This window comes from Planktotalea sp., from assembly GCF_965659345.1.
Lineage (GTDB): Bacteria > Pseudomonadota > Alphaproteobacteria > Rhodobacterales > Rhodobacteraceae > Planktotalea.
The window spans coordinates 230,494-255,098 of sequence record NZ_CBFHVK010000001.1 but is presented as its reverse complement, the minus strand read 5'-3'; the positions used below and the strand labels follow the sequence as shown (position 1 = coordinate 255,098).

Here is a 24,605-nt window from a genome sequence, read left to right as displayed (position 1 = left end):
CGCGCCATGACTGACACATCTGCGTTCCCTGAGTTTGTACTCGACATTGCCACACTCGCGCGGCGCAAACGCAGCGTGTTCGAATATCGCTTGGACGCGGCACAACTTAGCACTCTCAAAGACGAATTGGGATTGAGCGGTCTACGCAAAGTGGTGTTTTCAGGCGAACTTACACCCGCGGGTAAACATGATTTTGCGCTTAAAGCTGCGCTTGGGGCAACAGCGGTGCAACCTTGCACAATCACGCTCGAGCCCGTCACCACCCGCATTGAAGACGACATTGAACGCCGCTTTGTCGCTGACATGGCGCAACACACCGATCGCGATACGGAAGAAGAGGACGAGTTCGGCGGGACAGCAATGCTTGAGGATGACACGTTGGAACCATTGGGCCGTGAAGTGGACTTGTGGCGCGTGATGAGCGAAGCACTCGCGCTCGCCCTGCCCGATTATCCCCGCGCTGAAGGTGCTGAGCTTGGAACCATGCGCGTTACGGAACCGGGCAAAGAAGCAATGGGCGAGGATGATCTAAAACCCTTCGCAGGCCTCGCAGATCTTAAAAGCAAGCTAGAGGGCAAATCATGAGCGATGACACCTATCTGGTAAAGGCCGCTGAGATTGATGCGATGGAAGGCACAGATAAAGTTCACTTCTTGAACGAGAACGCCAAACGCGTGAATAAATCCTTAGGCGATCTGACTGGCCTCACAGGGCTTGGCTTTCACATCATCGAAATCGCGCCGGGCCATGACAGCACAGAGCATCACATGCATCATTTCGAGGATGAATGCGTCTATGTTTTAAACGGGACGGCGACAGCCTACATCGACGAAATACCCCATGAAATCAGCGCTGGCGACTTCATCGGCTATCGCAAAGGCGGCGTTGCGCATTCGATCACCAATACAGGGTCGGAAACCTTTCGCTGTATCGTCGTGGGCGAGCGTTTGGCCCATGATGTTGGGGATTACACACGTCTTGGCAAGCGCATCTACCGCAATGAAGGCGTGCCTTGGAACCTTGTGGATCATGAACATGTGATTAACGTGGGTGGCTCCGCTGGGAAGAAATGACCGGGCGTGGCGTGCGACCTGATAATGTGCTGTCACATAGCCTCTAGACCCGCTAGGCATGCTTAACTTTGCAAGGTCGGAGCATTTTATGGCGCAAAAATCTACAATCTATAAAGTCGAACTTTCCGTGTCCGACATGGATCGCCACTATTATGAGACCCACAAGCTCACAGTGGCCAAACACCCCTCTGAGACCGATGAACGCCTTATGGTGCGTTTGTTGGCTTTTGCTTTGAACGCACATGATCAGTTGGAGCTGACCAAAGGGTTGTCCACGGATGATGAGCCAGACATCTGGCAAAAAAGCCTGAGCGGTGAGTTAGAGCTCTGGATCGCGCTTGGACAGCCGAGTGAAAAAACCGTGCGCCAATCCTGCGGAAAAGCGGATAAAGTTGTGATCTATTGCTACGGCAGTACCGCAGAAATGTGGTGGGCGAAGGTCAAGAACAGCACAACGCGCTTTGACAATCTCAGCGTTTTCAATCTGACAGAACAAGCGAGCCGCGACTTGGCGGAACTGGCCGATCGTTCGATGAAGATTCAAGTCAATATCCAAGAAAGCGACGTTATGCTCAGTGTGGATGATAAGATTGTCTACGTCACACCCGATCAATGGGCGTGACGCAAATCTTTTTCGAAAAGATTTACGCCTGCATCTTCTTTCGACGCTCCTTAATACGCGCATCCGCCTCTTGGGTGCCATCGTGAAACGAGCCGAATAACTTGTCCCAAGGCATCTCGAGCGAGCCGTAGTTACACTCAAAATAGCGGTGATGCATTTGGTGGTGAAACGTCCCCAATTTCAAACGGTTTTCGTCCTTCACCAACATCCCCTCAAACCCGGTATGCGTGCTCGCGGCCGTAAGCGTGTAATATTGCAGGTGAAACAAAATATGCAGCGGATGCGCCCCGATTACAAAGTGGATCAGCACTGTCCCTAGGTACATGATATGCTCAACCGGGTGCATCGACAGCCCCGACCACGGCCCCACATTGATATTGCGGTGATGAAGGGAATGCACATGTTTATAAAGAAACGGAATGTGCAGGATGCGATGGACCCAGTAGAAATAGAAGCTCTCCCACGCAGGCATCAGGAAAAAGATCGCGATGAACCACACAGGGTTCGCCGCCCATGTCAGCATCGGCACATGCCCATTGCTTAGGCACCAGAACATCAGAACTTCATACGCGGTCCAAAAGCCAACTCCGCTGGCGAGCGTCCAGAACATGTTGTCTCTGATTTGTCCGCCAAGCGTGAATTGACGTCCGTTTTTCATCAAAGGGCGCGGATCATACTTCAGCTTGTCGCCTTGCGCGGAATAGCTGTAAAAATACAGATGCAATCCCCCCGCGACGAGGCTCATCAGCACCATATTGCGCAGCCAAAGCTCGAAAACCCATCCGAACGCAAGCGTCTGTGTCACTTCTAGACTAGGTTGAAACCAGATGTAGGATATACACGCGAGCCCAAGTATAATCAGCTTTTCGCTAACTAAGAACCAAGACCCCCAAAACCATTGAACAACTTGCGCAGGCCGTGGCGGCCAGCGAAAAACTGGTGACACCTGAATGGGAACGTCAGGTGTGTGGTTCCAACCATTGAGGGGCTTATTGCTCATCTAAGGGTCCATTTCTATTTCAAACGCTGCGCACCAAAGGAATGACTATTGCTTCCCTTCCAAGCCCACGTTGGTCATATCGTTCGTGCCGGGGATCTTCATTTCGAACGTCTCTGTGACGGATGTGTAATCATAATATCCCAAGCGCGCCAATGGACGGATCCGAGGAATATCGAGCTTGCCATCCTGCGTTACAACCTCGTCTTTGACGTGGATACGCGCAACTTCACCGTAGACCACATCGACCCACCCGTGATTGGAACTGCCACGCAAGCGATGTGTGCTCAAGAATTTGCACTCAAACTGCGCAGGGCTTTCCGCCACGCGTGGCCCCGGGGCATCGATGCATGGGACTGCTGTCACACCAGCATGTGAGAATTCATCCACGTCCGCCGCCACTTCCATCGCAGATAGATTTACCGCCTCGCGAAGATCATAGGTTGCCATGTTCCAGACGAACCAACCTGTGTCCTCCGCGTTGACAACCGTGTGTTTGCGTTCCCCGTTTGAAAGCTGATTGGCGGCGAACATGACCATGGGCGGATCAAACGTCAGGTTTTGCCATTGTGAATAGGGCGCGAGATTAGGCACGCCATCGCGACTTATCGTGCTAAGCCAGCCAATCGGGCGCGGCACGGTACAAGATTTGAACGGAGCGTAAGGTAGCGGGCATGTGTCAGACCTTGGATCATAGTGCACGTCAGTTCTCCCATAATGATCAATCCATGTTTTTCGAAACCACGCTTCCACGAGCGCACAAACGGATCAAGTCTTTTGATCACGCTCGCCAAGCAAACCTAGCATGACTTTTGCAGCTTTTGACGCTAGTGTGACGTTAAATACCGCTCTACCCCCGCCCCTCAAGGAGCATCAGATGAAACACACGTTCCTTTCCTTTGCGCTTATATGCTTTGCAACTGGCGCGCATGCTCAGACATGTGAGGACCATTTTGCCAAGTTGCTCATCAACGGCAATCAAGACTTTGGCCCAACGCAGATGCACATCACACAGGAGATCGTTGGCGTACGCACAAGTATCACGCAACACAACGACACAGGAAACGGCAACGGGATGAGCAAAGCGATTGATCCTGAAAGCGACCCTTGGACGCTGTTTGCAAATGACAAAATGTATATGTCGCACGACAAGGGGGCCACTTGGGGATTCGTCACTGATTTTGACGGCGAAAAAGGACGCGCAGATCACAAACAGGCTATGACCCGCGATGCAAAAACCGCCCGCGATGTGAGCTGCGCGAAAGAAACATCAAACGATACGCTTAAGGACGTCGTTGCAGGCACATACGACTCTTCTGTGATCGAGGGTGCCGAAATCTATGAAAAATTCTGGGTGAATCCTGAAACGGGGTTTATCGCGCAGTCTTATCGATATGTGAAAAGCACTGGTTTCGAGACAAAGACCACTCAGGTGGTCACACTAAACCCAGACTTCGTGCTACCCAAACCCGAGTAAGCGAAGCGCGCGCAAAGAATCGCTTGCGAAACACATTTTCTTCCCTATTTTCGCGCGCTCTAGCGAATTTAGGGTTGGACAGGCGGCGACACCTCGCATATGTGCCTGCTAGACCCGAATAACGGCCCTCTTGGCCCCGAACATTGATAGGTTGCGACATGGCTGTCCAGCAGAACAAAGTATCCAAATCGCGCCGCAACAACCGTCGCGCACATGACGCGCTGGTTGCAGCGAACCCAAACGAGTGCTCTAACTGTGGTGAGCTGAAGCGCCCACATCACGTGTGCCCGTCTTGTGGTCACTACGCGAACAAAGAAATCGTTGCACAAGCTGACGAGATCGATCTGGACGAAGACGCGGCATAACTGATCCGCGAGGTACGTTTAAATGACTGTGTCCAGTGATCAAATCGATGATTTGGCGCACACGCAGAGCAAACGTATCATTTTATCCATCGACGCCATGGGCGGCGATGAGGGGCCGGCAGCTATTGTTGCCGGCATTTCTCGTTCTGCATCCAAAAACCCCGACCTAGGTTTCATTGTTCATGGGCCAGCGCAAACGCTGGAACCGCTACTGGCAAAGCGCAAAAACCTTGCTGGTTTATGCGATGTGCGCGACGTCCCTGACGTTGTTAAGATGACAGACAAACCCAGCCAGACACTGCGCAGTGGCAAAAACACCTCGATGTGGTCTGCAATTGAAGCTGTGCGTAGCGGTGAAGCCGCCGCATGTGTGTCTTGTGGCAATACAGGCGCGCTGATGGCGATGAGCATGATCCGCCTTCGCAAGCTCCCCGGCGTGAACCGCCCTGCTATTGGTATCCTATGGCCCTCGCGCTCAAAGGATGGCTTTAACGTGATGCTTGATGTGGGTGCGGATATTCGCGCGGATGCGACGGATCTGCTGCAATACGCATTGATGGGCGTGTCCTATGCGCGCAACGGCCTTAACATCGAGCGCCCGCGCGTTGGATTGCTCAACGTTGGTACCGAAGAACATAAAGGTCGCAACGAACTTCATGACGCAGGCGAGCTGATTGAAAGCCAGGCAAAAGCCGCTGACTTTGAATATGTCGGTTTCGTCGAGGGGGGCGACATCCCCGGCGATCGCGCAGACGTTATTGTCACTGACGGGTTTACCGGCAATGTCGCGCTGAAGACTGGCGAAGGCACCGCAAGCCTAATCGGGGATCGCTTGAAAGAAGCGTTCAACTATTCGCTTTTGTCCAAAGTTGCGGCCTTACTTGCTTTGACTTCGCTAAAACGCCTTCGCCAGCGTATCGATCCACGTCGCGTAAATGGCGGCGTTTTCCTCGGATTGAACGGTACAGTTGTGAAATCACATGGCTCTGCGGATGCAACGGGCGTGGATGCGGCAATTAACCTTGCGTTTAGACTTGCACAGTCCGGCTTTTCCGACAGACTGGCAAAACGCATCGCGGCTAGTACAACAGCTGCTGCAAAAAGCATCGCCGAGGAGAGCTAGGGCATGATACGTGCACAAATTAAAGGCGTCGGGCATTATCTTCCCGAAAACGTCGTGCCAAACGCTCATTTTGAAAAAACGCTTGAAACCAGCAATGACTGGATCATTTCGCGCTCTGGAATTGAACGACGTCACTTCGCCGCTGAAGGTGAAACCACCTCTAATCTTGCTGCAAATGCGGCCCGCGCGGCCCTTGCCGATGCCGGATTGGAAGCCAGCGATCTTGATGCATTGATTGTTGCCACCTCTACCCCAGACCTGACATTTCCGTCTGCCGCGACAATGGTTCAGCACCAAATCGGGATGAACGGAGGGTTTGCGTTTGATGTGCAAGCTGTGTGTGCAGGTTTCATTTTTGCACTCGCCAACGCCAACGCGTTGATCGTCGCAGGTAGCGCGAAACGCGTGATGGTGATCGGCGCAGAAACATTCAGCCGCATCATGGATTGGACCGATCGCGGCACATGCGTTTTGTTCGGCGACGGTGCTGGTGCATTGATCCTTGAAGCGGCTGAAGGTGATGGCACGGCTTCGGATCGCGGTGTACTTTCGACGGACCTCAACTCTGACGGAACATATCGCGACATTCTGTATGTCGATGGCGGAGTATCCACAAAAACGACGGGTTATCTGCGCATGGAGGGCAAAGAAGTCTTCCGCCATGCTGTGGAAAAGCTGGCAAAAACGGCTCATACAGCAATGGACAAAGCGGGGGTGACCGCGGACGATGTGAATTGGGTTGTGCCGCATCAAGCCAATATTCGGATTATTAAGGGCACGGCAAAGAAGATGAACGTTCCAATGGAAAACGTCATCGTCACAGTCCATGATCACGGCAACACATCAGCCGCGTCTATCCCTTTGGCACTATCCGTGGGTAAAGGCCAAGGCAAAATAAACGCTGGCGATTTGATCGTTACCGAGGCAATTGGTGGCGGGCTCGCATGGGGCGCAGTGGTTTTGCGCTGGTAAACCTTTGAAAGTGCACCCTTTCCAAGCGGCTAACACAGATCATTCCCTTGACTCAAAATTCGCAATCGCTCTAAGGTGACCCAATCGCCTTTTGGGGGGGGCAAAATATGACTGAAAAGACTCTAACGCGGATGGACCTGAGCGAAGCGGTGTTTCGTGAGGTAGGATTGTCACGCAACGAATCTGCGGAACTGGTGGAAAATATCCTGACTCATCTCTCAGATGCGCTCGTCGCAGGTGAACAAGTTAAGATTTCATCCTTTGGAACATTTAGCGTGCGTGACAAAGCTGCACGCGTTGGGCGTAACCCAAAAACTGGTCAGGAAGTCCCTATCAACCCCCGTCGCGTTTTGACCTTTCGCCCGTCTCATCTGATGAAAGACCGTGTTGCTGAGGGTAACAAGCGTTAAACCAATCAGGAGCAGGCCCTAGATGTCAAAGTCCAAGGATGCATTCCGCACGATCAGCGAAGTTGCCGATTGGCTTGAAACTCCCGCGCATGTGTTGCGCTTTTGGGAAAGCAAATTCACGCATGTAAAACCTGTGAAGCGGGCTGGCGGTAGACGCTACTATCGCCCTGCGGATATGAAGTTGCTTGGTGGGATCAAAAAACTACTGCATGACGATGGGTTAACCATCAAAGGTGCGCAAAAGTTGCTGCGGGAGCACGGTGTAAAACACGTCGCTGCCTTGTCTCAGCCGCTTGATGAAGACCTTTTAGAGGATGAGGAAATCATCGCAGAAGCGGCCTATGAGCCAGATGCTCAAGCCGAGCCGGTCGCTGAAGCGGAAGCAGAAGCAAAGGTTCTGTCCTTCCCACCGCGCGCTGAACCACAAGAAAGTGTGTCTGAACCGGCTACGCCAACCCCAGAAACAACGCACGCGCCGGATGCCGACCCAACAGCGCCCGCAGAAGCGGTGGATAGCCTAGCCAGTGAAACCGCGTCCACGCCTGAGGCAGACGTGCCTGCACCACAAACGCCTGAGGATGAAACGCAAACGCCCGAGGCCCCAGCGTTTGGTGGTGACGCCCTCCCCGCTTTCATGCGCCGCGCACCAGTAACAGCACCAATTGAACCACCTCAAGCTGAAGCGCCCATGGAAACGGCGGCCACAGAGCTGGATGAGACGACGACAAAACTCACGATTGACCCAGTCGCACGTTTTGAGCCCGTTGATCCGCCTGAAAACAACGCGCGTGATGAAGAGCCTGCTGAACAACTGAAAGCATCGACGCCGGCGAATCCAATATTTTCGCATAGTATGCCCCAAGATGCCCCGACAGCTTCGGCAGAACAGAAGCACGAGGCTGCACAGGTCGAAATCTCCAAAGAGTCCACGCAAACGGCAGCCCCTGAAGCGCCTCAAGCAGACCCCATCACGTATGATGTACCCTCTGTTGAAAAGATCGCACCGCAATTGGATAGCTACGTCGCGCCCGCTGGCGTGTTGTCGTCATTACTTGGAGCGCAGAGACTTTCCCCTGAGTTGGCAAATGATCTACGTGAACAGCTAGACGAGTTGCGCGCGCTTCGAACACGTATGCAAAACCACTAAGCGCGCATTTTATCCTTGCTCCTCCGCTTAGTTCCAGTAAACACCGTTTCATCAGGCGTCGGGCTATGGCGCAGCCTGGTAGCGCGTCCGTCTGGGGGACGGAAGGTCGCAGGTTCGAGTCCTGCTAGCCCGACCATTTACACTTTGCCCGCCGATCCGGTCCATTTTTGCTTTTTGCGGATCACGGAGCGGAGCATCAGGCGGGCCACCGGAGGCGCGTCATGACAGGTGTTCTACCCAGCCAACGATTAGAACAAATGATCAGAAACGGTCAAATTCACGGCTCGCCGGATATTATTCCTGAACAAATTCAACCTGCTAGCTTAGATCTTAGGCTTGGCTCGGTCGCCTATCGCGTGCGCGCATCTTTTCTTGCGGGCCATGATCGTCGCGTCGAAGACCGCCTTAAAGAATTCGAGATGCACCAGATTGATCTGAGTGACGGAGCAGTGCTTGAAAAAGGCTGCGTTTACGTTGTCCCGTTGATGGAAAGCCTTGATCTGCCCATCGGCTTGCAAGCTGTTGCAAACGCCAAAAGTTCTACAGGGCGACTTGATCTACTTACACGCACGATCACAGATGGCGGTGCCGAATTTGACCGCATAGCACCTGGTTATAAAGGTCCGCTTTACGCCGAGATTTGCCCCCGCTCTTTTTCAGTGCTGGTGCGTCCAGGTATGCGCCTTAACCAAATTCGCTTTCGCGAAGGTCAGGCAATCCTTGATGACACCGCCCTAACCGCGCTTCATGCGAGTGATGTTTTAGTGAACGGTGACGCCTTGATCGATGATGGGCTGGGTTTTTCCGTCGACCTAAAGTTAGACGGCACGGACCTCGTTGGTTATCGTGCGAAACCGCACACTGGGGTCATCGATTTAGACAACATCGGCTTTTACGATCCGGCAGAGTATTGGGAAGATGTGCGCTGCAAAGATGGTCAGATCATCCTTGATCCCGGTGCATTCTACATTCTCGTCAGTCGCGAAGCCGTTCATATCCCACCCGCGTATGCCGCTGAAATGGCTCCATATTTAGCGATGGTCGGAGAGTTTCGCGTACACTACGCTGGCTTTTTTGATCCTGGGTTTGGGCACTCTGCGGCTGGCGGGACAGGGTCACGCGGTGTGTTGGAAGTACGCTGCCATGAGGCACCCTTTGTACTTGAGCATGGTCAGGTTGTTGGCCGATTGGTTTATGAACACATGTCCGAAATCCCACAACAACTATACGGGTCTGGCATTGCTTCGAACTACCAAGGCCAAGGATTGAAACTGTCCAAACACTTCGCTGTACCTGATTGATTTCTGTCTACTGATGAAAGCCGTTCTTGCCTCCGGCGGGGATATTTTAAGAAAGAGGAAGCCAGTCTTTGACAGTGTCAAACTGCGGTCTGAAATAAGCCGTCATACGACCTTCCTTGGGCGCAGTTTGTCCTTCTTGCCAAGGTGACATACCGTGCAACATGTGGCGGTGCAGCAAGATAGACTGACCAAAGCGCAGCGGCACATCGACAGGCTTTATCGTTTCGAACACCTTTGCGCGCGCGGCCTTGTATTCGCCTGTCAGATCAGGACCTGCACTCAAAGCTTTGGCTAATTCAGCTCCCATAAGAGTATGGCTGCCGGGCCAGACTTTGAGCGGTGCAGCATCACTCTCATTGAGCGAAATCCCGAGGATAAAAGCATGGGGTTCGCGCAAATAGCGTTTGCCGTTTTCAAGTAATAAGCCGTCAACGTGAGCGGCTGCGCGGTTGATCCGAAAGCGATGGTTGGCGTCGCTTTGTTCTTTGTCCTGCTTTGGGTATCCCTCATAAACCACTGAAATTTGTGCATTGTGCCAGTGACTTGGTGCTGAAACATACTCTTGCCAAGGGCCCGACAGCGGCACATTTGCGATGGATCCATCGTCTGCATTTGGCAGTGCATCCACACCAACAAACCACGTGTTCTGATGACGCAACCATTGCGCTTGTTGCTCAGGATCTGCAGTCACTTCGCACGCAATTTTATGCGCAGCACGCGCCCAAGCACGCGTTGCGTCGTTCGCTTCAAATATCGCAAAGCCATCTTTTTCATAATCCATCATAAGCCCGCGACCTTTCGCAACATATTCAACCCGACCAAAACCAAAAACACTCCGAATGCGCGCTTCAATCTGTCTGGGTCTAACCCATGCGCGAGCCTCACACCCAAAGGTGCCGTGAGGAGCGTCATCGCAATAATGATACCGAACGCTGCCAGATTTATCGATCCAACCGTAAAGGGCGGGCGTGACGTCGGATCAACCGGCAAGAATAAAAATCCAACCACTGCGGGCATAGCGATAAGCAAACCAAAGCCTGCTGCCGTCGCAACCGCGCGGTGGATGGGGACGCCGTGCAAAGTCATAATTGGCACACCAAAACTGCCCCCTCCAATCCCCAACAGGACCGATAGGAAACCAACGATTGGTGAGGCCATCAAACGCGTTAACCCTGTTGGCATCATATCCGCGATCCGCCACGACGTTTTAGAAAACACCACGTAGGTCGCGACAATCATGACCAAAGCCCCAAAGATGATCTGCAAGACGTCTGCGCGCAAACTTGACGCCACCCAAACACCCAGTGCCGCGCCAAAGATTATCCCAGGGGCCCAAGTGCGTAAAATGTCCCACTCTACAGCGCCTTTTTTGTTGTGGTTCATCACTGAGCGCACTGACGTCACCATGATTGTTGCCAGCGATGTCGCAAGACTAAGCTGCATCACTTGCGGTCCTGTAAAGCCAAGCACGCCGAATACATAAAGAAACGCGGGCACCAGCACGATGCCACCACCGACCCCAAGCGCGCCAGCCAGCACACCAGCAAACGCGCCTGTGATCAAAAGAAGAACGAGCATTTGGATCAAAACGGAAAAGTCAGCCATGTTTTCAAATATCATAGTGTTATCGCCGCCCGCCAGAACGCCAAATTGCCCGCAAAATGCAAATTCATTCGTGCGGTCGCGCTGCGTGCATCTTCTCGATTGCGTCAACAACAGTATGCGCGCCAGCGTCTGGTTTATGCGCATTCTCGGAAAGATGGCGCTTCCAATACCGCGCACCGGGTTTGCCAGCGAACAGGCCCAGCATGTGGCGCGTCACTTGCCCCAATTTACCGCCCTCAGCAATATGCGCATCTATGTAGGGCAGCATCGCCGTCACGATGTCTTCGCGCTCACGTTCACGTTGAGGGGCCCCATAGATCACATGATCCGCATCCATTAAGATATCCCCCGGCTGATGATAGGCTGCGCGCCCGATCATTACACCGTCCATGCCGCGATCCAGCGCAGCCTTGGCATCAGCAAGTGTAGTCACCCCACCATTCAAACTAAGGTGAAGCGCAGGGAACAGCCCCTTCATCTGCTGGACCAGATCATAATCGAGCGGTGGAATATCGCGGTTCTCTTTAGGGCTTAACCCCTGCAACCATGCTTTGCGCGCATGGATGGTAAAGCGGCCGACCCCTGCCCCTGCGACACGCGCAATGAACTCAGGTAGCACTTCGTGTGGGTCTTGGTCATCCACGCCAATACGACACTTTACTGTCACCTCAACAGGCGACGCTTTAATCATCGCCGCGCAACACTCTGCAACCAACTTAGGATCACGCATAAGGATCGCACCAAATGCACCATTTTGCACACGATCCGACGGACACCCAACGTTGAGGTTAATCTCCGCGTAACCCGCCTCTGCCCCGAGCCGCGTGGCTTCTGCCAACTCATCAGGATCAGAGCCCCCAAGTTGCAGCGCCACAGGTTGCTCCGCTTGCGAGTATTTCAAAAGATGCGTTGCGTTGCCGCGCACAAGCGCAGGTGATGTCACCATCTCCGTATAGAGCAAGGCTTGCTGAGACATCAGCCGATGAAAATAGCGGCAATGCCGATCCGTCCACTCCATCATGGGGGCAACAGACAGGCGGGCAGCACGTGCGGCGCTTTGGGGCGTATGTGGGCTAAGATCGGTCATCGCGAGCTGCGATAGAGCAATTTGCCCAGCGCGTGAAGAGATTTTACAGCAAAGCGATGCGTAAACAATAGGGATTGTCCTTGCCTTGCCCCGCCCCATCTGGTCCACATCAGACACACAACAAAGGGCCAGCCATGACAGATTTCACCAAAACCCGCGCGATGTTCGATATTCCTGAGGGGATGGTTTATCTCAACGGCAACTCCCTTGGTCCCATGCCCAAAGCCTCCCCCGACGCGATGGCAGAGTTTTTGAACAATGAATGGCGTACAGAGTTGATCAAAGGTTGGAACACCAAAGGCTGGTTCATGCAGACCAACACGTTGGGGGATCGCATCGGCAAACTTATTGGTGCTGAAGCGGGATCAGTCGTTGTGAGTGACACCTTGTCGATCAAAGTGTTCCAAGCGGTAGGTGCGGGTCTTCAGATGGTGCCAGATCGCAAGGTTATTCTCTCTGACACCGGAAACTTCCCAACCGATCTTTACATGGTTCAAGGCCTCGTGAAGCTCAAAGAGGACGGCTATGAGCTACGCACCGTAGAGCCAGAATCAGTGATCGATGCGATTACAGACGAGATCGCCGTCGTGACCCTCACAGAGGTGGATTACCGCACAGGCCGCAAGCACGACATGAAAGCAATCATCGACAAAGCGCACAGCGTCGGCGCGGTTGTTGTATGGGACCTTGCGCACTCTGCAGGGGCTATCCCTGTGGACCTGTCTGGATCAAACGTGGATTTCGCCGTCGGCTGTACCTACAAATTTTTGAACGCAGGCCCCGGTGGACCAGCCTTTATCTATGTGGCGCCACGATTGATCGATACGGTTGAGCCTGTCTTGTCTGGTTGGTACGGGCACGAAGCCCCTTTTGCATTTACCACAGACTACCGCCCTATGCCGGGCAAGATTGACCGCATGCGCATTGGGACGCCGTCTATCGCTTCTTTTGCTTTGCTGGAAGCTGCGTTGGATGTTTGGGAAGGTGTGGACCTTCATGATGTGCGCACCCGTGCGGTTGAGCTAATGGAACTGTTTATTTCAGAGGTAGAGAACCGTTGCGCTGGTGTTACCCTCGCAGGGCCGCGCAGTATGGATGAACGTGGTTCGCATGTGTCCTTCCACTTTGAAGACGGCTACGCGTGTATGCAGGCCCTGATCGAGCGCAAGGTGATAGGTGATTTCCGCGCACCTGACATGATGCGCTTTGGCATTACGCCGCTGTTTGTCGGGGAAGCCGAGATTCTAAAAGCCGTCGACACGCTTGAAGATATTCTCAAAACACAAAGCTATAAAGAAGCACGGTTTCAGGTGCGCTCTGCAGTGACATGACCAAAGGGCCTGGCACACTACAGTGGCGCGGTATGACAGATGAGCAACGTGCGATGGCGTATTCGCCAAGCAAAGCTTTGCCCGATGGTGACCTTACCCCTTACATAAAGGCCTATGCCAAAGACAGCGCAGCGACCTATGCGATGTATCCTGACATGCAAACGCTTGTGTATGGCGATAAGCCATCACAAAGCATTGACCTGTTCGTCCCCACTTCAGAGACGCCAGTGCCCTTGTTCATCTTCATCCATGGCGGCTACTGGCAGGCGTTGTCCAAACGCGACAGCACATTCCCAGCTCAAGGTTTCTTGGAACAAGGCATCGCCTTCGCGGCAATTGACTATACACTTGCCCCACATGCGAGCCTGCCCGAAATACAAAAGGAATGCGTTCAAGCTGTTCTGCATCTCTATAAGCATGCAGAGCGCTATAAGCTTGATAAAACGCGTTTTGCCCTTGGCGGAAGTTCCGCTGGTGCCCATCTTGTAGCGATGACTTGCCTCGACCTACCCTTTGAACCAAATTTAGCGCTTTTGCTTTCGGGCATCTACGATCTTGAACCTTTGATAGGCACATATGTAAACGAGCCTTTACATTTGAATATCGACAGCGCGCGACAAGCAAGCCCTGTGCACAGCGACCTGTCTACCTTCCCAAAGGCGCTTATCGCCTATGGGGAAATCGAGACGGATGAATTCAAACGCCAAAGCCATGGATTTGCGAACATACTTCCCGATGCAGAGTGCCTTGAAATTGCGCAGCGCAATCATTTTGATATCGTCTATGACATCTCCAACGAAAGCGCTCTCGCAGCGCGAGTCTTTGACTTGGTACATGCAAAATGAACGATAAATTTAGTTTTCCGGTCCAAGGTCTTAACTGCGCGTCCTGCGCTGTGCGTGCGGAAACTGCGTTGAATGCAATCGATGGCGTGACGGCTGAGGTCAACTTTGCAACTCTTCGCGCAGATGTTGTGGTGACACACCCTATTGAAAGCGCCGCACTCGTGGACGCCTTGAACGCGGTGAACAAACCAGCCGAATTGGTGAGCACACGTCTCTCCATCGAGGGAATGACCTGTGCATCCTGTGTGAACCGCGTTGAAACCGCACTCTTGGCCGCGTCGGGAGTTGTGAGTGCTGAAGTGAACCTCGCTACAGGCGAGGCGCGCATTGAAAGCTTGGGCACACCAGACGCCACGCTTTTGGACGCTGTGAAGCAAGGCGGCAAAACAGCAAGCCTTATCACCACGAACACCCCCAGCGCCCCAAGTTTCGGCGATGAGGCCGAAGACATGCGTCGCGCGTTTATCCTGAGCGCGCTTTTGACGTTGCCCGTTTTCGGCCTCGAAATGGGCGGCCACGTTTTTCCCGCGTTTCATCACTTGATCGCGCGTACAGTTGGCATGCAAACAAGCTGGCTGCTACAAGCCGTGCTTACAACCCTCGTTCTTGTCTTTCCGGGGCGTTCGATTTGGCGCGATGGCATCCGTTCTTTAGTAAAACGTCAACCTGACATGAACGCCTTGGTTGTTCTTGGCTCGGGGGCTGCGTTTTTCTATTCTGTCTTTGTCCTGATTGCGCCTGCGCTTTTGCCACAAGCAGCCCGCAGCGTATATTTCGAAGCCGCCGCAGTGATTATCACCCTCATTCTTGCAGGGCGCTGGATGGAAGCGCGTGCAAAAGGCAAAACAGGCGCTGCAATCGCACGTCTGATTGCGCTGCGCCCGTCAAGCGCCACTGTAGAGCGCGACGGCAAACAACAGATCATCGCGGTCGAGACCTTGGTCAAAGGCGATAAATTGGTGATCAAGCCGGGCGAACGCATTGCTGTTGATGGCACAGTCCTATCCGGTGAGAGCTGGGTCGATGAGAGTATGCTAACCGGTGAACCCCTGCCCGTGCTTAAATCCAAAGGCGCGTCGGTGACCGCGGGCACAGTGAATACGACCGGCAGCTTTACCTTTGAAGCGCAAAAGCTTGGAAGCGACACGGTCCTGAGCCAGATCATCGAGATGGTGCAAAAAGCACAAAGCGCGCGGCTTCCCGTGCAAAACTTGGTCAATCAAATCACGGCTTGGTTTGTGCCTGCGGTGTTGGCGTTGGCGCTTTTGACGGTCGTGGTTTGGGCCATGTTCGGACCAGACCCCGCGCTTACTTATGCCCTCGTCGCAGGTGTTTCCGTTCTTATCATCGCCTGCCCATGCGCGATGGGGTTGGCGACACCGACGTCAATCATGGTTGGCGCGGGCCGTGCTGCTGATCTTGGGGTCTTGTTCGCCAAAGGGTCTGCTTTGCAAGAACTGAGCTCCGTGACAACAGTCGCGTTTGATAAAACCGGAACGCTGACCGAAGGACGGCCAAGCGTGACCGCGATCGCGCTTTATGCAGACCTGTCTCAAGACCGCGCATTAGAATTCGCTGCGAGCATTGAGAGCCTCTCAGAACACCCCATCGCACGCGCCCTTGTCGCGAAAGCACAAGAGCACAGCCTTGATCTGCTCGAAGTGTCCAATTTCGAGAGTCTGACGGGCGGTGGTTTACGCGCACAGATAAAGGGTAAGACAATTTTGATCGGCAATCGCAAACTGTTGGGCGAAGCTGCCGTAGATCTCACTGCCCTACCCGCTGACGGCATTGGCACTGAAGTTCTTTTGGCCATCGATCAAATCTTGATCGCTCACTTTGAAATTTCTGATCCTTTGAAGCCAAATGCGAAAGCCGCAGTTAATATGCTGCGCGATGCCGGACTGAAAACTGTGATGCTTACAGGTGACACTGCTCAAGCCGGACAGCGCGTCGCAGATGAACTCGGGATTGATCATTGTATTGGCGGCATCCTTCCCGGTGGTAAAGCGGATGCGGTTAAAGCCTTGCAAGCGGACGGCACTGTTGCGTTTGTCGGGGACGGCATCAACGACGCACCCGCCTTGGCACAAGCCAATGTTGGGATCGCCATTGGCACAGGCACGGATGTTGCGATTGAAGCTGCCGACATTGTCCTCCTGTCAGGTGATCCGAATGCGCTCTCAGCCGCTTTTACTGTGAGCAAAGCGACTTTACGCAATATCAAACAAAACCTGATCTGGGCTTTCGCCTATAACGTTCTGTTGATCCCGATCGCCGCTGGCATACTTTATCCCGGCTTCGGTCTGCTTCTAACACCAGCACTTGCCGCTGGGGCGATGGCTTTATCGAGCGTTTTTGTTGTGAGCAACGCCTTGCGGCTCAGACGTATCGGGGCTTAACTGATTAACACAGCTTCCAAAGACCTAAAGATCCTCATCAAACGTCGCGCAGGCACGACCTTTGCTTTTCGACGCATAAAGCGCGCGATCAGAACATTGCATCAATGCGTCCATATCCCGCCGGTCACCTACAACACGTCGTGCAATTCCGATACTTGCTGAAATATGACATGTCTCCCCCTCGAACTTGATCGGCTGTTCAATTCCGCGAATAAGTCGTGATGCGATGTCTTTCAGACGGTCTTTCGCTGCACTTCCCTCAATCAGGATCATAAATTCATCGCCACCAACCCGCGCAATAACATCGCCCTTTCGGGTTTCAGCGCGCATGATTTTTGCAACTTCTTGCAACACGCGGTCCCCCGCCGCGTGACCTTTACTATCATTGACCGCTTTGAAAAAATCGAGATCAATCTGCATAAGCGTAAACGCGCGATCCTCCAGAAGTGCTGTTTCAAGGATCTGATCAGCGGCGCGACGGTTTTTTAGCCCTGTTAGTGTATCTGTTGCAGCTTGCTCTTCTGCAGCAAGTTTTGCGCCTTGAAGTCGTTGGTTCAAATTGCGTGAGGCGTCCATCGCCGCTGACTTTGCCTCTACCAAGTAGAGCATTTCAATCGCCAAATCTGTCGCGGCAAAATCTGCACTGCTCAGGCCAAAATCCTGCACGCCTTCAACAACGGAAATTCCAAACGACAAATTTACCAACGCGCCCTGCCCCTTTGGCAATCGCACAAGAACCCCTTTTAACGCGGTGCAAGGGGCCTCGCGCAGCTCCAGATGCAGCTTGCTGCGCGCACGCGACATCAACTCTGACATGGTCGTGATAGAGCGCGGGCGATCCAAACGAAACACTTCAAGAAAGCGCATACCTGTCAAATCAACATCCGGGCGCAGCTTCTTCAACGTTGGCGCAACGTGAACAATGTGGCCGGTTTCTGTTAGTCTTAGATGCATCGGGCAAAGGATATCAAAAGCCGCTTCGAGCGCGGGCCACTCCAGCGTCGGTGCTTTGGCAAGCATTCGGTCGACAATCACGCGCGCGCACCGAGTTCAAAACGATTTCCCGCCGCAAATGCCGTTTCAAGTAAGGCAATCGCGATTGTTTCGACCTCTCCCTGACGTCCGCCGTATTCAACCATGACCAAAGCACCATAATCATCCGCCATGGCCGTTAAAAGACCGATTAGAACATGACCAAAGCCGTCAATGTCTGAGCGCACAGTAAGGCTAAATTGATTAAGCGTATGCTCGCGCAGCTCTAACTTTGGCAAAAACAGATCAGCGACAGCCAATCGTGCGCGATCATGAAGATCATCAAGAGAGTAGAGAAAATCTACAAAATCGACCCCACCAAAGCGCAGCAATCGTCGCACCGCTTGTTGAGAGGGTTGCGATACCAAATATGTTCCCAAATTTTGAAGAAAATCTCCCCGATCAACGCCCAACGCCTCTGTTGCGCACTCAACCACGCGCGGGGTAATAACGGTGTCATAGACCATCATCGCTTCAAACGACGGGTCCTCAAGCTCTGCCCGACAAGCAATGTTGCGCCACGCGTCAGCGCCATATGTATCATGCACGAACGCTTCGACGGCTTTGTTGATTAACCCATGCATACCAAGAACCCTGCAATCTTCTACAGTCACTTTTGCAGCGCAGTTCTTAACAAACACCTAACCTAAGCAGTTATAATCGCTCGAACTGATAAGAACTTTACCTAATTCCCCAGCGAACAGTTTATGGTTCTAAAAATCAGTTGGCGCTCCGCCTTCTTCTTTACGCCGCGCTACAAACGCTGCGAGTTCTTCGCGAATGGCGATGTCCATGGCCGGCTCTTCAAACTCTTCCAATATCTGCAAAAAGAGATTGTGCGCGCGCTCTGGCGTCCAGATGCCGCCTGCGACTTCCCAGCCCTCATAGTTTTTCCAGTCACTCAAGAACGGTTGATAGAACGCTGTCGTATAACGGTCTTGGGTATGTTGGATGCCAAAGAAATGGCCGTCGTTGCCAACAGATTTGATCGCATCTAGTGCGATATCATCCGGTGTCGTCGCGAATGTTGCAGGCTCCATATAGCGTTGAATTTGTTGCAGCACTTCGCAATCCATGATGAATTTTTCAGGCGACGCGATCAGCCCCCCCTCAAGCCAACCCGCGGCATGATAGACCATGTTGGTGCCGGACTGCACCGACGCCCAAAGACTGTTTGACGTCTCCCACATCGCCTGCCCGTCAGGCACATTTGCCGCGCAAACGCCGCTGGAGCGCATTGGTAGGTCGTAAAACCGCGCCATCTGTCCAGTCATTTGCGTCGCGCGCATATATTCGGGCGTCCCGAACGCGGGCGCGCCGCTTTTCATGTCTACATTCGATGTAAAGGTGCCAATCACACAAGGACAACCAGGGTTAATCACTTGCGCAAGCACCACAGCACACAACGCTTCCGCCAAAGACTGCGCCACAGCACCAGACATCGTCACAGGTGCCATCGCCCCAGCAAGCGTAAACGGTGTCACCACAAGCGCCTGTCCACGGCGCGCAAGGCGCATCCAGCCATCAATCATCGGGTAGTCGTGTTTCAGTGGCGAGGTCGAATTAATATTCGTATACATTCGCGGTTTGGCGTCAAATTCTTCGTGGCTCAAACCACCCGCTATGCGCACCATTTCCATCACATCTTCGACGCGCTCTTTGCCAAGGCTATAGGCGTGCATGACTTTGTCCGTGATGGTAAGTTTATCAAACAAAACATCGAGGTGACGTACAGAGGCGTGAACATCCACAGGTTCAACAGGATAGCCGCCCGCGAAATGAATACAGTTAAAGTATTGCGTGAGTTTCAGCAGATTCTGACACATCTCACGCGTGCCAGGAACCTTCTTGCCCAGAGCCATGTCCCAGTAATTGGGCGGCGATGAGACGTTCCCAAACAAAATGTGGTTGCCACCAATCGTGATCTTGCGATCAGGGTTGCGCGGTGTGATGTCGAACTGACTGGGTGCAAGCGCAATCTTTTCCATGACGAAATCACGGCCCATGCGGACGATCTCGCCATCGATTTCACAACCGCCACTTTTGCGCAGGATTTCAATCGCTTCAGGATTCAGAAATGCGATGCCAACCTCTTCCAAAATGCGCATTGCGCCATCATGGATTGCTGCAATCCCGTCTTCATCCAGAGGTTCGGTTGGGCGATCAATGTTGACGGGCAAGCGCCATGGGCTTTGCTCAATCGCTGCACGGCCTCTGCGCGTCGCCGCACCAGCGCGCCCGCCACTTCGTTTCCGACGATTATCTGATCCAGCCATAACACCCTCCGTGACTTTGAGAGTATCAAACGCAAGGAATCGACAAAGTGACGTCCTAAGAGCGACACCATTTGTCGCAAAAGTTTATCGGCGCATGGCCTTTTTATCTAACCAAGCAGGCAATTCGCTAATATCGTTTAGAACGGCGTCGGCTAAAGGCGCAAGTTCAGGCGCGCGCGCCACTCCAGTGAGCACACCAACCCCAGCCATTCCCGCCGCACGGGCCGCCTGCAAATCATGAGCCGAATCCCCAAGCATGACCGTGTGAAACGGATCCACCTGTACGTGAGAGCAAAAGGCCAGCAAAGGTTCAGGTTCAGGCTTGGCCCCAAAGCCGCTGTCAGATCCGCAAATAAAATCAAACAGCTCATGCACGCCAGCACTTTTCAGATGTGCATCGGCAACGGAATGCGCATCGTTGGTCATCACACCAAGCTTATACCCCGCTTGCTTGAGCCCATTTAGGAACGGTGCGAGCTCCACAACTGGAGCAAGCGGCGCTTTGGCCGCACTGTCTGCCAACTCCTGTTCGACCATCGCAACATCTTTGCGTTTTAGAGCACCTGCGATCATCTGAGATATTTCGCGATTACTTCCTGCAATAACCACGGAGTTGGGCAAGAAGGCTTGCGATTTTAGATCAAAACTCAACACCCGCGCCAATTCAGCAAGCACATCGGCGTCGCCACCACTTAGTTCTGGTAAAAAGCCCGCCGCCCAAGCATCCCATGTCCCGCGAAAGTCAAAAAGCGTGCCGTCTTTGTCAAATAAAATGGCTTTGATCGCGTCCGATACGCCGCTCATGTCCAGCTCATCTCAGCACCGCCCGGCATCGCTTGGCGCGCTTCGCCGACGCGCTCGTAAGGCACTTGCAACGCATCACAACACGAAATGATCCATTGATCATCCATCATTAAGAAATCAAGCACACACAGCTGAAATTCAGGGTCAGCGACCCGTTCACGAATATCCGCTTCGCTAGAACCCGTTGCGCCAAGAAATGCCGGCAAGACATCCTCTTCCTGACCCACGATCCATCCCAGCGCATTGAGTGCAAAGACTTCTGCAGATTCGCGTGACATCGCCATGTTTTGCACTCCCCAATTGTTCAGGGAGACATTGAGCTAAATCGCCGCTGGCTTCAACGCTCTTTGCGCGTCTTGCGCTTTCTTGGGTTATCAAGCCGATATTCCAAGCGATCGGCATAAGCCGCGCGCTTTTCTGGGCTCATCTCACTAATCCGCTCGATAGACACTTCGCGCCCTACCCTTTGGAATTGCCCTGCGCGTTCAAACTGTTCTTCCATAACCTTTGCCGCTCGCGTTGCATCAAAAGGTTCGCTGCGCACCACTTCGACAAATTCACGGTATCCAGCATCCATCGCGGCGCGTGTCTCTTGTCGCTTAGGCAAACGTGCGCGCATCTCTTGACGCATAGCGCGCTTATCTTCGAGCTCGAACGCGCCTACGTAGGGCAAGGCGGTTTCGCGCACCCCAGAAGGCCCCCTGTTTGACGGTGATCCCTTCACAATCACACCAACAACGGCCCCAACCACCAAGAGGTTGAGCGCGAGTGAAAGCCCCAACAAAATGCGAAACCGTTTTGACGGCTTTGGTGGCTTGTTTGGTTGCTTCTTTGGATCGCTCATGTTGCTCATCCCTCAAACATCGTAAAATCAAAACCTTCGCCGTACTCAAACGCATCAGACAAAGCGCTCGTATCGGTGCCAAGGACAGAGCCAAAAGGCTCAATCAATCCTGCGGGCGGGCTGATGCCAATCCACAGCCCTGTCACAGCAGCCGTTGCCAGCCCTGCAAAGGCCCGCCAACCCCCAATCGCATCGCTCAACGCGCTAAAGAATTCTTTCAAACCGCTTTGCTGAGGCGGCATGGATTGCATCACACCAAGCGCTTCAGGCTGCATTGATTCTGCATCGCTTAGAACACGGGCCATAAAATCGCTTGAGGGCGCTGGCGGCGAAGATTTTGCGGCCTCAAAAAAGACCTCGAGATCATCTGTGTCACGCATACGTTTACTCATGGCGCATCTCCTTCAAATCCTAGGGCGGACTTGCGCCCCTTTAATAGCTGTGTCAGCGCGCGTTTTCCACGCGACGTCAGGCTCTCTACCGCCTCGACACTGATCTCCATCCGCTCGGCGATCTGCGGGTTGGGCAATTCTTCTATGTGGCGCAACACAACGGCTTCGCGTTGACGCGCAGGTAGTTCCATCAACGCAGCTTGCAATGCATCATTGCGTGCGTTGGTTTGCATATCAGCCGCAGCGCTTGGACTAGGATCCATCGGTTCGTCAATCGCATCAAGCGACGTTGCGCGTGTCTTGCGCAAACGATCCGTGCACAGGTTGGCGACAACACGGTAAAGCCACGTCGTCACTTTGGCCTCCCCCATACGCCACTCGGGTGCAATTTTCCAAACGCGCATCATCGCATCTTGCGCAACATCTTCCGCATCTGCCTGCACACCTAACATCCGATAGGCCTGATTGTAGGCACGTGGCGCAAGGCGCAGGGTCAAAGAACGCGCAGCGCTCTGATCGCCATTCGCATAAAGCTGCAACAGCGTATCATCACTTACGTCCGAGAGATCATCCAAAGCCATGCTCATGCGCGTCTTTATAGGTCCAATCAGTCAACTTGTATTTGCCCGCGCCATATGACGCGGACAAATTATTTAGCGCAAAGGATTATTCGCCAGCCTTTTGACGCTTGTTCTTGCCACCGCGACGTTCACCAAGCTTGGCAAACTCATCCTCAGAAAGCGAGCCGTTACCGTCAGCGTCGATACGGTCAAACATTTTTGACTGGCGTTTGCCCATTTTACCAGAGGACATTTCCTCAAAACTGATCATACCATCGTCGTTCGCATCTACGCGTTCAATCATTTTGGCAGCACGCTTTTGCGCGCGTTTCTTGCCCGCTTGACCCAGCTCGTCTGCGCTCAACTGACCATCACTATTGGCATCCATTTTATCAAAGCGCACTTTCGCATGGGCTGCCATTTCTTCGCGCGTCAATGCGCCATTGCTATCTGTATCAAGCGTGCTGAAGGATGGGCGCTCATGGCGCATCTTGCCGCCTTTGTTGTCACCATCAGTAGCTGCGTTCGCTGCGAAACCCGTCGCAATGACCAAACCTGTCAAAGCAATGCGCACTGTCATACGTGAGATCGTTGTCATTTGGTTACTCCATTTATGTCTTGGCCCTTTGGCCGTGCTCAACAAGCAATTCCTGCCTGCTTCGGGGGGTCAAACGGATCAGCTCAAGACTTCCGTCGAAATTTTCTCAACTTTTTTTTCACAAGTCATTCGCCCGCTCTGCGAGGGAGCAAGCTGCGACGTTAGGAAACACTGTGCTCTGTCCGCATTTTCATGCCATACTGGGGCGTGAGAACGATGTCATAATAAAGGTCCACTATGGCTGCCCATACTCTGCCCCAACAAGATGAACGCGCGCTTTGGCCCGCTTTGCGCCGTGGTTGGAAACGCAAATGTCCAAATTGCGGTGAAGGACCTGTGCTTCATAGCTATCTCAAAATGAACGATGCGTGTTCGCATTGCGAACAGGACTTCACTGCTGCACGCGCTGATGATGGCCCTGCCTACCTCACCATCCTTATCGTTGGTCACATCGCTGTCGCTTTCATGCACATTGTGTTTGTGCATTTTCGCCCAGAGCCAATGGTGCTCTTCTCGATGTTCGCGACACTTGCGGTTGTTCTTTCGCTTTATTTGCTCCCTCGCTTCAAGGGGGCAATCGTTGGGTATCAATGGGCCAAGCGCATGTTTGGCTTTGATCACGAAGGTTCCAAATGAGCCAACCAGCACCCATCGACAAGACCGCTATTCGCCATGCTGCCACAGTCATTGTGCTGCGCGATCGTCAAACTGAACCACGGGTGTTGATGGGGCAACGTGGCGCAAAAGCCGCCTTTATGCCCAATAAATTTGTCTTTCCCGGCGGCGCTGTAGATGCAGGCGATGCAGATGTTCCGCTTGCGGGCACAATAAACGACAGCTGCTTGGCCAATCTTCTGGAACAGACTGATGCAGACCGCACCCATGCACTTGGTGTTGCCGCCATTCGCGAACTTTGGGAAGAAACTGGGCTCATCCTCGGGTCCAAAGGCGCATGGCAAACCGATCCTGCTGAGGACTGGATAACTTTCGCTGAAACAGGTCATGTTCCCAACGCTTCTGCGCTGCAATTTGTGTTTCGCGCCGTTACGCCCCCGGGACGTCCCCGTCGCTTTGATGCACGTTTCTTTATGATCGATGCGGCTGCGCTCACCGGTGATATCGATGATTTTTCAGGGGCGTCCGATGAATTGTCTCATTTGCAATGGATTGCGTTGAAAGACGTACGTGAGTTTGACCTGCCGTTCATTACCGAAGTGGTGCTTGCCGAAATCTCTGGTCGCAGTGCGGATGCAGCGCCCCCCGAAAGCGTACCAATGTTCTTGAACAATGAAGAAGAAAGCTTGTTCTTGCGCTTGCGCGGCTACACACAAGACGACTGATC

General features: G+C 53.2%; 29 protein-coding genes and 1 tRNA gene. 16 read left to right on the top strand and 14 right to left on the bottom strand.

What is annotated here, in order from left to right; translation table 11 throughout:
- Nucleotides 1–6: 6 nt before the first annotated feature.
- The 3 genes from ACTG3Z_RS01320 (at nt 7) to ACTG3Z_RS01310 (ending at nt 1,695) form a co-directional block, all read left to right on the top strand.
- Entirely contained in the window at nt 7–585 is a 579-nt protein-coding gene (locus tag ACTG3Z_RS01320) for a YceD family protein (RefSeq protein ID WP_439140854.1), read from the top strand.
- Complete coding sequence (locus ACTG3Z_RS01315) at nt 582–1,073, top strand: cupin domain-containing protein (protein ID WP_439140853.1); 492 nt, start codon at nt 582–584, stop codon at nt 1,071–1,073. The genes ACTG3Z_RS01320 and ACTG3Z_RS01315 overlap by 4 nt, the downstream gene beginning before the upstream one ends.
- Nucleotides 1,074–1,161: 88 nt before the next feature.
- Nucleotides 1,162–1,695, top strand: coding sequence for a YaeQ family protein (locus tag ACTG3Z_RS01310; RefSeq protein ID WP_375267216.1), 534 nt, complete (start codon nt 1,162–1,164; stop codon nt 1,693–1,695).
- Between the two features lie 22 nt (nt 1,696–1,717).
- On the opposite strand, the gene ACTG3Z_RS01305 is transcribed toward ACTG3Z_RS01310, so the two are convergent.
- On the bottom strand, nt 1,718–2,695 hold the full coding sequence (locus tag ACTG3Z_RS01305; RefSeq protein WP_439140852.1) for a sterol desaturase family protein: 978 nt from the start codon (nt 2,693–2,695) through the stop codon (nt 1,718–1,720).
- Nucleotides 2,696–2,740: 45 nt separating this feature from the next.
- Entirely contained in the window at nt 2,741–3,394 is a 654-nt protein-coding gene (locus tag ACTG3Z_RS01300) for a flavin reductase family protein (RefSeq protein ID WP_439140851.1), read from the bottom strand.
- A gap of 175 nt (nt 3,395–3,569) precedes the next feature.
- On the opposite strand from ACTG3Z_RS01300, the gene ACTG3Z_RS01295 reads away from it, so the two are divergent.
- The 8 genes from ACTG3Z_RS01295 to ACTG3Z_RS01260 all read left to right on the top strand — a co-directional run bounded on the left by ACTG3Z_RS01295 (nt 3,570) and on the right by ACTG3Z_RS01260 (nt 9,487).
- A complete protein-coding gene (locus ACTG3Z_RS01295; RefSeq protein ID WP_439140850.1) occupies nt 3,570–4,169 on the top strand; it encodes a hypothetical protein in 600 nt (199 codons plus the stop codon).
- A 158-nt stretch (nt 4,170–4,327) separates the two neighbouring features.
- Nucleotides 4,328–4,534, top strand: coding sequence for a 50S ribosomal protein L32 (gene rpmF / locus ACTG3Z_RS01290; RefSeq protein ID WP_439140849.1), 207 nt, complete (start codon nt 4,328–4,330; stop codon nt 4,532–4,534).
- A 22-nt stretch (nt 4,535–4,556) separates the two neighbouring features.
- Nucleotides 4,557–5,657 carry a phosphate acyltransferase PlsX gene (plsX, locus tag ACTG3Z_RS01285; RefSeq protein WP_439140848.1) on the top strand — a complete coding sequence of 367 codons (1,101 nt, stop codon included), beginning with the start codon at nt 4,557–4,559 and terminating at the stop codon, nt 5,655–5,657.
- 3 nt (nt 5,658–5,660) lie between these two features.
- Nucleotides 5,661–6,629 carry a beta-ketoacyl-ACP synthase III gene (locus ACTG3Z_RS01280; RefSeq protein ID WP_439140847.1) on the top strand — a complete coding sequence of 323 codons (969 nt, stop codon included), beginning with the start codon at nt 5,661–5,663 and terminating at the stop codon, nt 6,627–6,629.
- A gap of 107 nt (nt 6,630–6,736) precedes the next feature.
- Complete coding sequence (gene ihfA, locus ACTG3Z_RS01275; RefSeq protein ID WP_375267393.1) at nt 6,737–7,039, top strand: integration host factor subunit alpha; 303 nt, start codon at nt 6,737–6,739, stop codon at nt 7,037–7,039.
- Between the two features lie 22 nt (nt 7,040–7,061).
- A complete protein-coding gene (locus ACTG3Z_RS01270) occupies nt 7,062–8,186 on the top strand; it encodes a MerR family transcriptional regulator (protein ID WP_439140846.1) in 1,125 nt (374 codons plus the stop codon).
- A 59-nt stretch (nt 8,187–8,245) separates the two neighbouring features.
- Nucleotides 8,246–8,322: transfer RNA gene (locus ACTG3Z_RS01265), tRNA-Pro, on the top strand.
- A gap of 85 nt (nt 8,323–8,407) precedes the next feature.
- Nucleotides 8,408–9,487: a 2'-deoxycytidine 5'-triphosphate deaminase gene (locus ACTG3Z_RS01260; protein ID WP_439140845.1), complete on the top strand. Its 1,080-nt coding sequence runs from the start codon at nt 8,408–8,410 to the stop codon at nt 9,485–9,487.
- A gap of 46 nt (nt 9,488–9,533) precedes the next feature.
- Here the strand turns inward: ACTG3Z_RS01260 and ACTG3Z_RS01255 are convergent, their stop codons facing one another.
- From ACTG3Z_RS01255 to dusA, 3 genes are all read right to left on the bottom strand, one after another.
- Nucleotides 9,534–10,271 (bottom strand): hypothetical protein, encoded by a 738-nt coding sequence (locus ACTG3Z_RS01255; protein ID WP_439140844.1) that lies wholly within the window; start codon nt 10,269–10,271, stop codon nt 9,534–9,536.
- Nucleotides 10,268–11,092 (bottom strand): sulfite exporter TauE/SafE family protein, encoded by an 825-nt coding sequence (locus ACTG3Z_RS01250; protein WP_439140843.1) that lies wholly within the window; start codon nt 11,090–11,092, stop codon nt 10,268–10,270. The genes ACTG3Z_RS01255 and ACTG3Z_RS01250 overlap by 4 nt, the downstream gene beginning before the upstream one ends.
- A 64-nt stretch (nt 11,093–11,156) precedes the next feature.
- On the bottom strand, nt 11,157–12,179 hold the full coding sequence (gene dusA / locus ACTG3Z_RS01245) for a tRNA dihydrouridine(20/20a) synthase DusA (protein WP_439140842.1): 1,023 nt from the start codon (nt 12,177–12,179) through the stop codon (nt 11,157–11,159).
- Between the two features lie 134 nt (nt 12,180–12,313).
- Between dusA and kynU the strand changes: the two genes are divergently transcribed.
- From kynU to ACTG3Z_RS01230, 3 genes are read left to right on the top strand one after another with little or no spacing between them, the layout of a single operon-like run.
- Nucleotides 12,314–13,510 carry a kynureninase gene (gene kynU / locus ACTG3Z_RS01240; protein WP_439140841.1) on the top strand — a complete coding sequence of 399 codons (1,197 nt, stop codon included), beginning with the start codon at nt 12,314–12,316 and terminating at the stop codon, nt 13,508–13,510.
- Entirely contained in the window at nt 13,507–14,355 is an 849-nt protein-coding gene (locus tag ACTG3Z_RS01235) for an alpha/beta hydrolase (RefSeq protein ID WP_439140840.1), read from the top strand. The genes kynU and ACTG3Z_RS01235 overlap by 4 nt, the downstream gene beginning before the upstream one ends.
- Nucleotides 14,352–16,757 (top strand): heavy metal translocating P-type ATPase, encoded by a 2,406-nt coding sequence (locus ACTG3Z_RS01230; protein ID WP_439140839.1) that lies wholly within the window; start codon nt 14,352–14,354, stop codon nt 16,755–16,757. Before ACTG3Z_RS01235 ends, ACTG3Z_RS01230 begins: the two co-directional genes overlap by 4 nt.
- Before the next feature lie 24 nt (nt 16,758–16,781).
- On the opposite strand, the gene ACTG3Z_RS01225 is transcribed toward ACTG3Z_RS01230, so the two are convergent.
- From ACTG3Z_RS01225 to ACTG3Z_RS01185, 9 genes are all read right to left on the bottom strand, one after another.
- Nucleotides 16,782–17,792 carry a GGDEF domain-containing protein gene (locus ACTG3Z_RS01225; RefSeq protein WP_439140838.1) on the bottom strand — a complete coding sequence of 337 codons (1,011 nt, stop codon included), beginning with the start codon at nt 17,790–17,792 and terminating at the stop codon, nt 16,782–16,784.
- Nucleotides 17,789–18,373 (bottom strand): heme NO-binding domain-containing protein, encoded by a 585-nt coding sequence (locus ACTG3Z_RS01220; protein ID WP_439140837.1) that lies wholly within the window; start codon nt 18,371–18,373, stop codon nt 17,789–17,791. The genes ACTG3Z_RS01225 and ACTG3Z_RS01220 overlap by 4 nt, the downstream gene beginning before the upstream one ends.
- Before the next feature lie 129 nt (nt 18,374–18,502).
- Nucleotides 18,503–20,065 (bottom strand): trimethylamine methyltransferase family protein, encoded by a 1,563-nt coding sequence (locus tag ACTG3Z_RS01215; RefSeq protein ID WP_439140836.1) that lies wholly within the window; start codon nt 20,063–20,065, stop codon nt 18,503–18,505.
- An 84-nt stretch (nt 20,066–20,149) separates the two neighbouring features.
- Complete coding sequence (locus ACTG3Z_RS01210) at nt 20,150–20,869, bottom strand: HAD family hydrolase (protein WP_439140835.1); 720 nt, start codon at nt 20,867–20,869, stop codon at nt 20,150–20,152.
- The gene (locus tag ACTG3Z_RS01205; protein ID WP_439140834.1) at nt 20,866–21,153 is read right to left on the bottom strand and encodes a DUF3572 domain-containing protein; all 288 of its coding nucleotides are present in this window, start codon (nt 21,151–21,153) and stop codon (nt 20,866–20,868) included. Before ACTG3Z_RS01205 ends, ACTG3Z_RS01210 begins: the two co-directional genes overlap by 4 nt.
- 53 nt (nt 21,154–21,206) lie before the next feature.
- Entirely contained in the window at nt 21,207–21,713 is a 507-nt protein-coding gene (locus tag ACTG3Z_RS01200) for a periplasmic heavy metal sensor (protein WP_439140833.1), read from the bottom strand.
- A gap of 5 nt (nt 21,714–21,718) precedes the next feature.
- Entirely contained in the window at nt 21,719–22,105 is a 387-nt protein-coding gene (locus ACTG3Z_RS01195; RefSeq protein WP_439140832.1) for a hypothetical protein, read from the bottom strand.
- Nucleotides 22,102–22,692, bottom strand: coding sequence for an RNA polymerase sigma factor (locus ACTG3Z_RS01190; RefSeq protein ID WP_439140831.1), 591 nt, complete (start codon nt 22,690–22,692; stop codon nt 22,102–22,104). The genes ACTG3Z_RS01195 and ACTG3Z_RS01190 overlap by 4 nt, the downstream gene beginning before the upstream one ends.
- A 79-nt stretch (nt 22,693–22,771) precedes the next feature.
- Nucleotides 22,772–23,263: an EF-hand domain-containing protein gene (locus ACTG3Z_RS01185; RefSeq protein ID WP_439140830.1), complete on the bottom strand. Its 492-nt coding sequence runs from the start codon at nt 23,261–23,263 to the stop codon at nt 22,772–22,774.
- A 237-nt stretch (nt 23,264–23,500) separates the two neighbouring features.
- Between ACTG3Z_RS01185 and ACTG3Z_RS01180 the strand changes: the two genes are divergently transcribed.
- Both ACTG3Z_RS01180 and ACTG3Z_RS01175 read left to right on the top strand, forming a co-directional pair.
- Nucleotides 23,501–23,899, top strand: a complete 399-nt coding sequence (locus ACTG3Z_RS01180; RefSeq protein ID WP_439140829.1) for a DUF983 domain-containing protein — start codon at nt 23,501–23,503, stop codon at nt 23,897–23,899.
- Nucleotides 23,896–24,603, top strand: coding sequence for an NUDIX hydrolase (locus tag ACTG3Z_RS01175; protein ID WP_439140828.1), 708 nt, complete (start codon nt 23,896–23,898; stop codon nt 24,601–24,603). The genes ACTG3Z_RS01180 and ACTG3Z_RS01175 overlap by 4 nt, the downstream gene beginning before the upstream one ends.
- Nucleotides 24,604–24,605 lie beyond the last annotated feature (2 nt).

Coding starts and splice junctions, on each gene's coding strand:
- ACTG3Z_RS01320 (WP_439140854.1), top strand. CDS start 7: ATGACTGACACATCTGCGTTCCCTGAGTTTGTACTCGACATTGCCACA.
- ACTG3Z_RS01315 (WP_439140853.1), top strand. CDS start 582: ATGAGCGATGACACCTATCTGGTAAAGGCCGCTGAGATTGATGCGATG.
- ACTG3Z_RS01310 (WP_375267216.1), top strand. CDS start 1,162: ATGGCGCAAAAATCTACAATCTATAAAGTCGAACTTTCCGTGTCCGAC.
- ACTG3Z_RS01305 (WP_439140852.1), bottom strand. CDS start 2,695: ATGAGCAATAAGCCCCTCAATGGTTGGAACCACACACCTGACGTTCCC.
- ACTG3Z_RS01295 (WP_439140850.1), top strand. CDS start 3,570: ATGAAACACACGTTCCTTTCCTTTGCGCTTATATGCTTTGCAACTGGC.
- rpmF (WP_439140849.1), top strand. CDS start 4,328: ATGGCTGTCCAGCAGAACAAAGTATCCAAATCGCGCCGCAACAACCGT.
- plsX (WP_439140848.1), top strand. CDS start 4,557: ATGACTGTGTCCAGTGATCAAATCGATGATTTGGCGCACACGCAGAGC.
- ACTG3Z_RS01280 (WP_439140847.1), top strand. CDS start 5,661: ATGATACGTGCACAAATTAAAGGCGTCGGGCATTATCTTCCCGAAAAC.
- ihfA (WP_375267393.1), top strand. CDS start 6,737: ATGACTGAAAAGACTCTAACGCGGATGGACCTGAGCGAAGCGGTGTTT.
- ACTG3Z_RS01270 (WP_439140846.1), top strand. CDS start 7,062: ATGTCAAAGTCCAAGGATGCATTCCGCACGATCAGCGAAGTTGCCGAT.
- ACTG3Z_RS01260 (WP_439140845.1), top strand. CDS start 8,408: ATGACAGGTGTTCTACCCAGCCAACGATTAGAACAAATGATCAGAAAC.
- ACTG3Z_RS01255 (WP_439140844.1), bottom strand. CDS start 10,271: ATGATGGATTATGAAAAAGATGGCTTTGCGATATTTGAAGCGAACGAC.
- ACTG3Z_RS01250 (WP_439140843.1), bottom strand. CDS start 11,092: ATGGCTGACTTTTCCGTTTTGATCCAAATGCTCGTTCTTCTTTTGATC.
- dusA (WP_439140842.1), bottom strand. CDS start 12,179: ATGACCGATCTTAGCCCACATACGCCCCAAAGCGCCGCACGTGCTGCC.
- kynU (WP_439140841.1), top strand. CDS start 12,314: ATGACAGATTTCACCAAAACCCGCGCGATGTTCGATATTCCTGAGGGG.
- ACTG3Z_RS01235 (WP_439140840.1), top strand. CDS start 13,507: ATGACCAAAGGGCCTGGCACACTACAGTGGCGCGGTATGACAGATGAG.
- ACTG3Z_RS01230 (WP_439140839.1), top strand. CDS start 14,352: ATGAACGATAAATTTAGTTTTCCGGTCCAAGGTCTTAACTGCGCGTCC.
- ACTG3Z_RS01220 (WP_439140837.1), bottom strand. CDS start 18,373: ATGCATGGGTTAATCAACAAAGCCGTCGAAGCGTTCGTGCATGATACA.
- ACTG3Z_RS01215 (WP_439140836.1), bottom strand. CDS start 20,065: ATGGCTGGATCAGATAATCGTCGGAAACGAAGTGGCGGGCGCGCTGGT.
- ACTG3Z_RS01210 (WP_439140835.1), bottom strand. CDS start 20,869: ATGAGCGGCGTATCGGACGCGATCAAAGCCATTTTATTTGACAAAGAC.
- ACTG3Z_RS01205 (WP_439140834.1), bottom strand. CDS start 21,153: ATGGCGATGTCACGCGAATCTGCAGAAGTCTTTGCACTCAATGCGCTG.
- ACTG3Z_RS01200 (WP_439140833.1), bottom strand. CDS start 21,713: ATGAGCGATCCAAAGAAGCAACCAAACAAGCCACCAAAGCCGTCAAAA.
- ACTG3Z_RS01195 (WP_439140832.1), bottom strand. CDS start 22,105: ATGAGTAAACGTATGCGTGACACAGATGATCTCGAGGTCTTTTTTGAG.
- ACTG3Z_RS01190 (WP_439140831.1), bottom strand. CDS start 22,692: ATGAGCATGGCTTTGGATGATCTCTCGGACGTAAGTGATGATACGCTG.
- ACTG3Z_RS01185 (WP_439140830.1), bottom strand. CDS start 23,263: ATGACAACGATCTCACGTATGACAGTGCGCATTGCTTTGACAGGTTTG.
- ACTG3Z_RS01180 (WP_439140829.1), top strand. CDS start 23,501: ATGGCTGCCCATACTCTGCCCCAACAAGATGAACGCGCGCTTTGGCCC.
- ACTG3Z_RS01175 (WP_439140828.1), top strand. CDS start 23,896: ATGAGCCAACCAGCACCCATCGACAAGACCGCTATTCGCCATGCTGCC.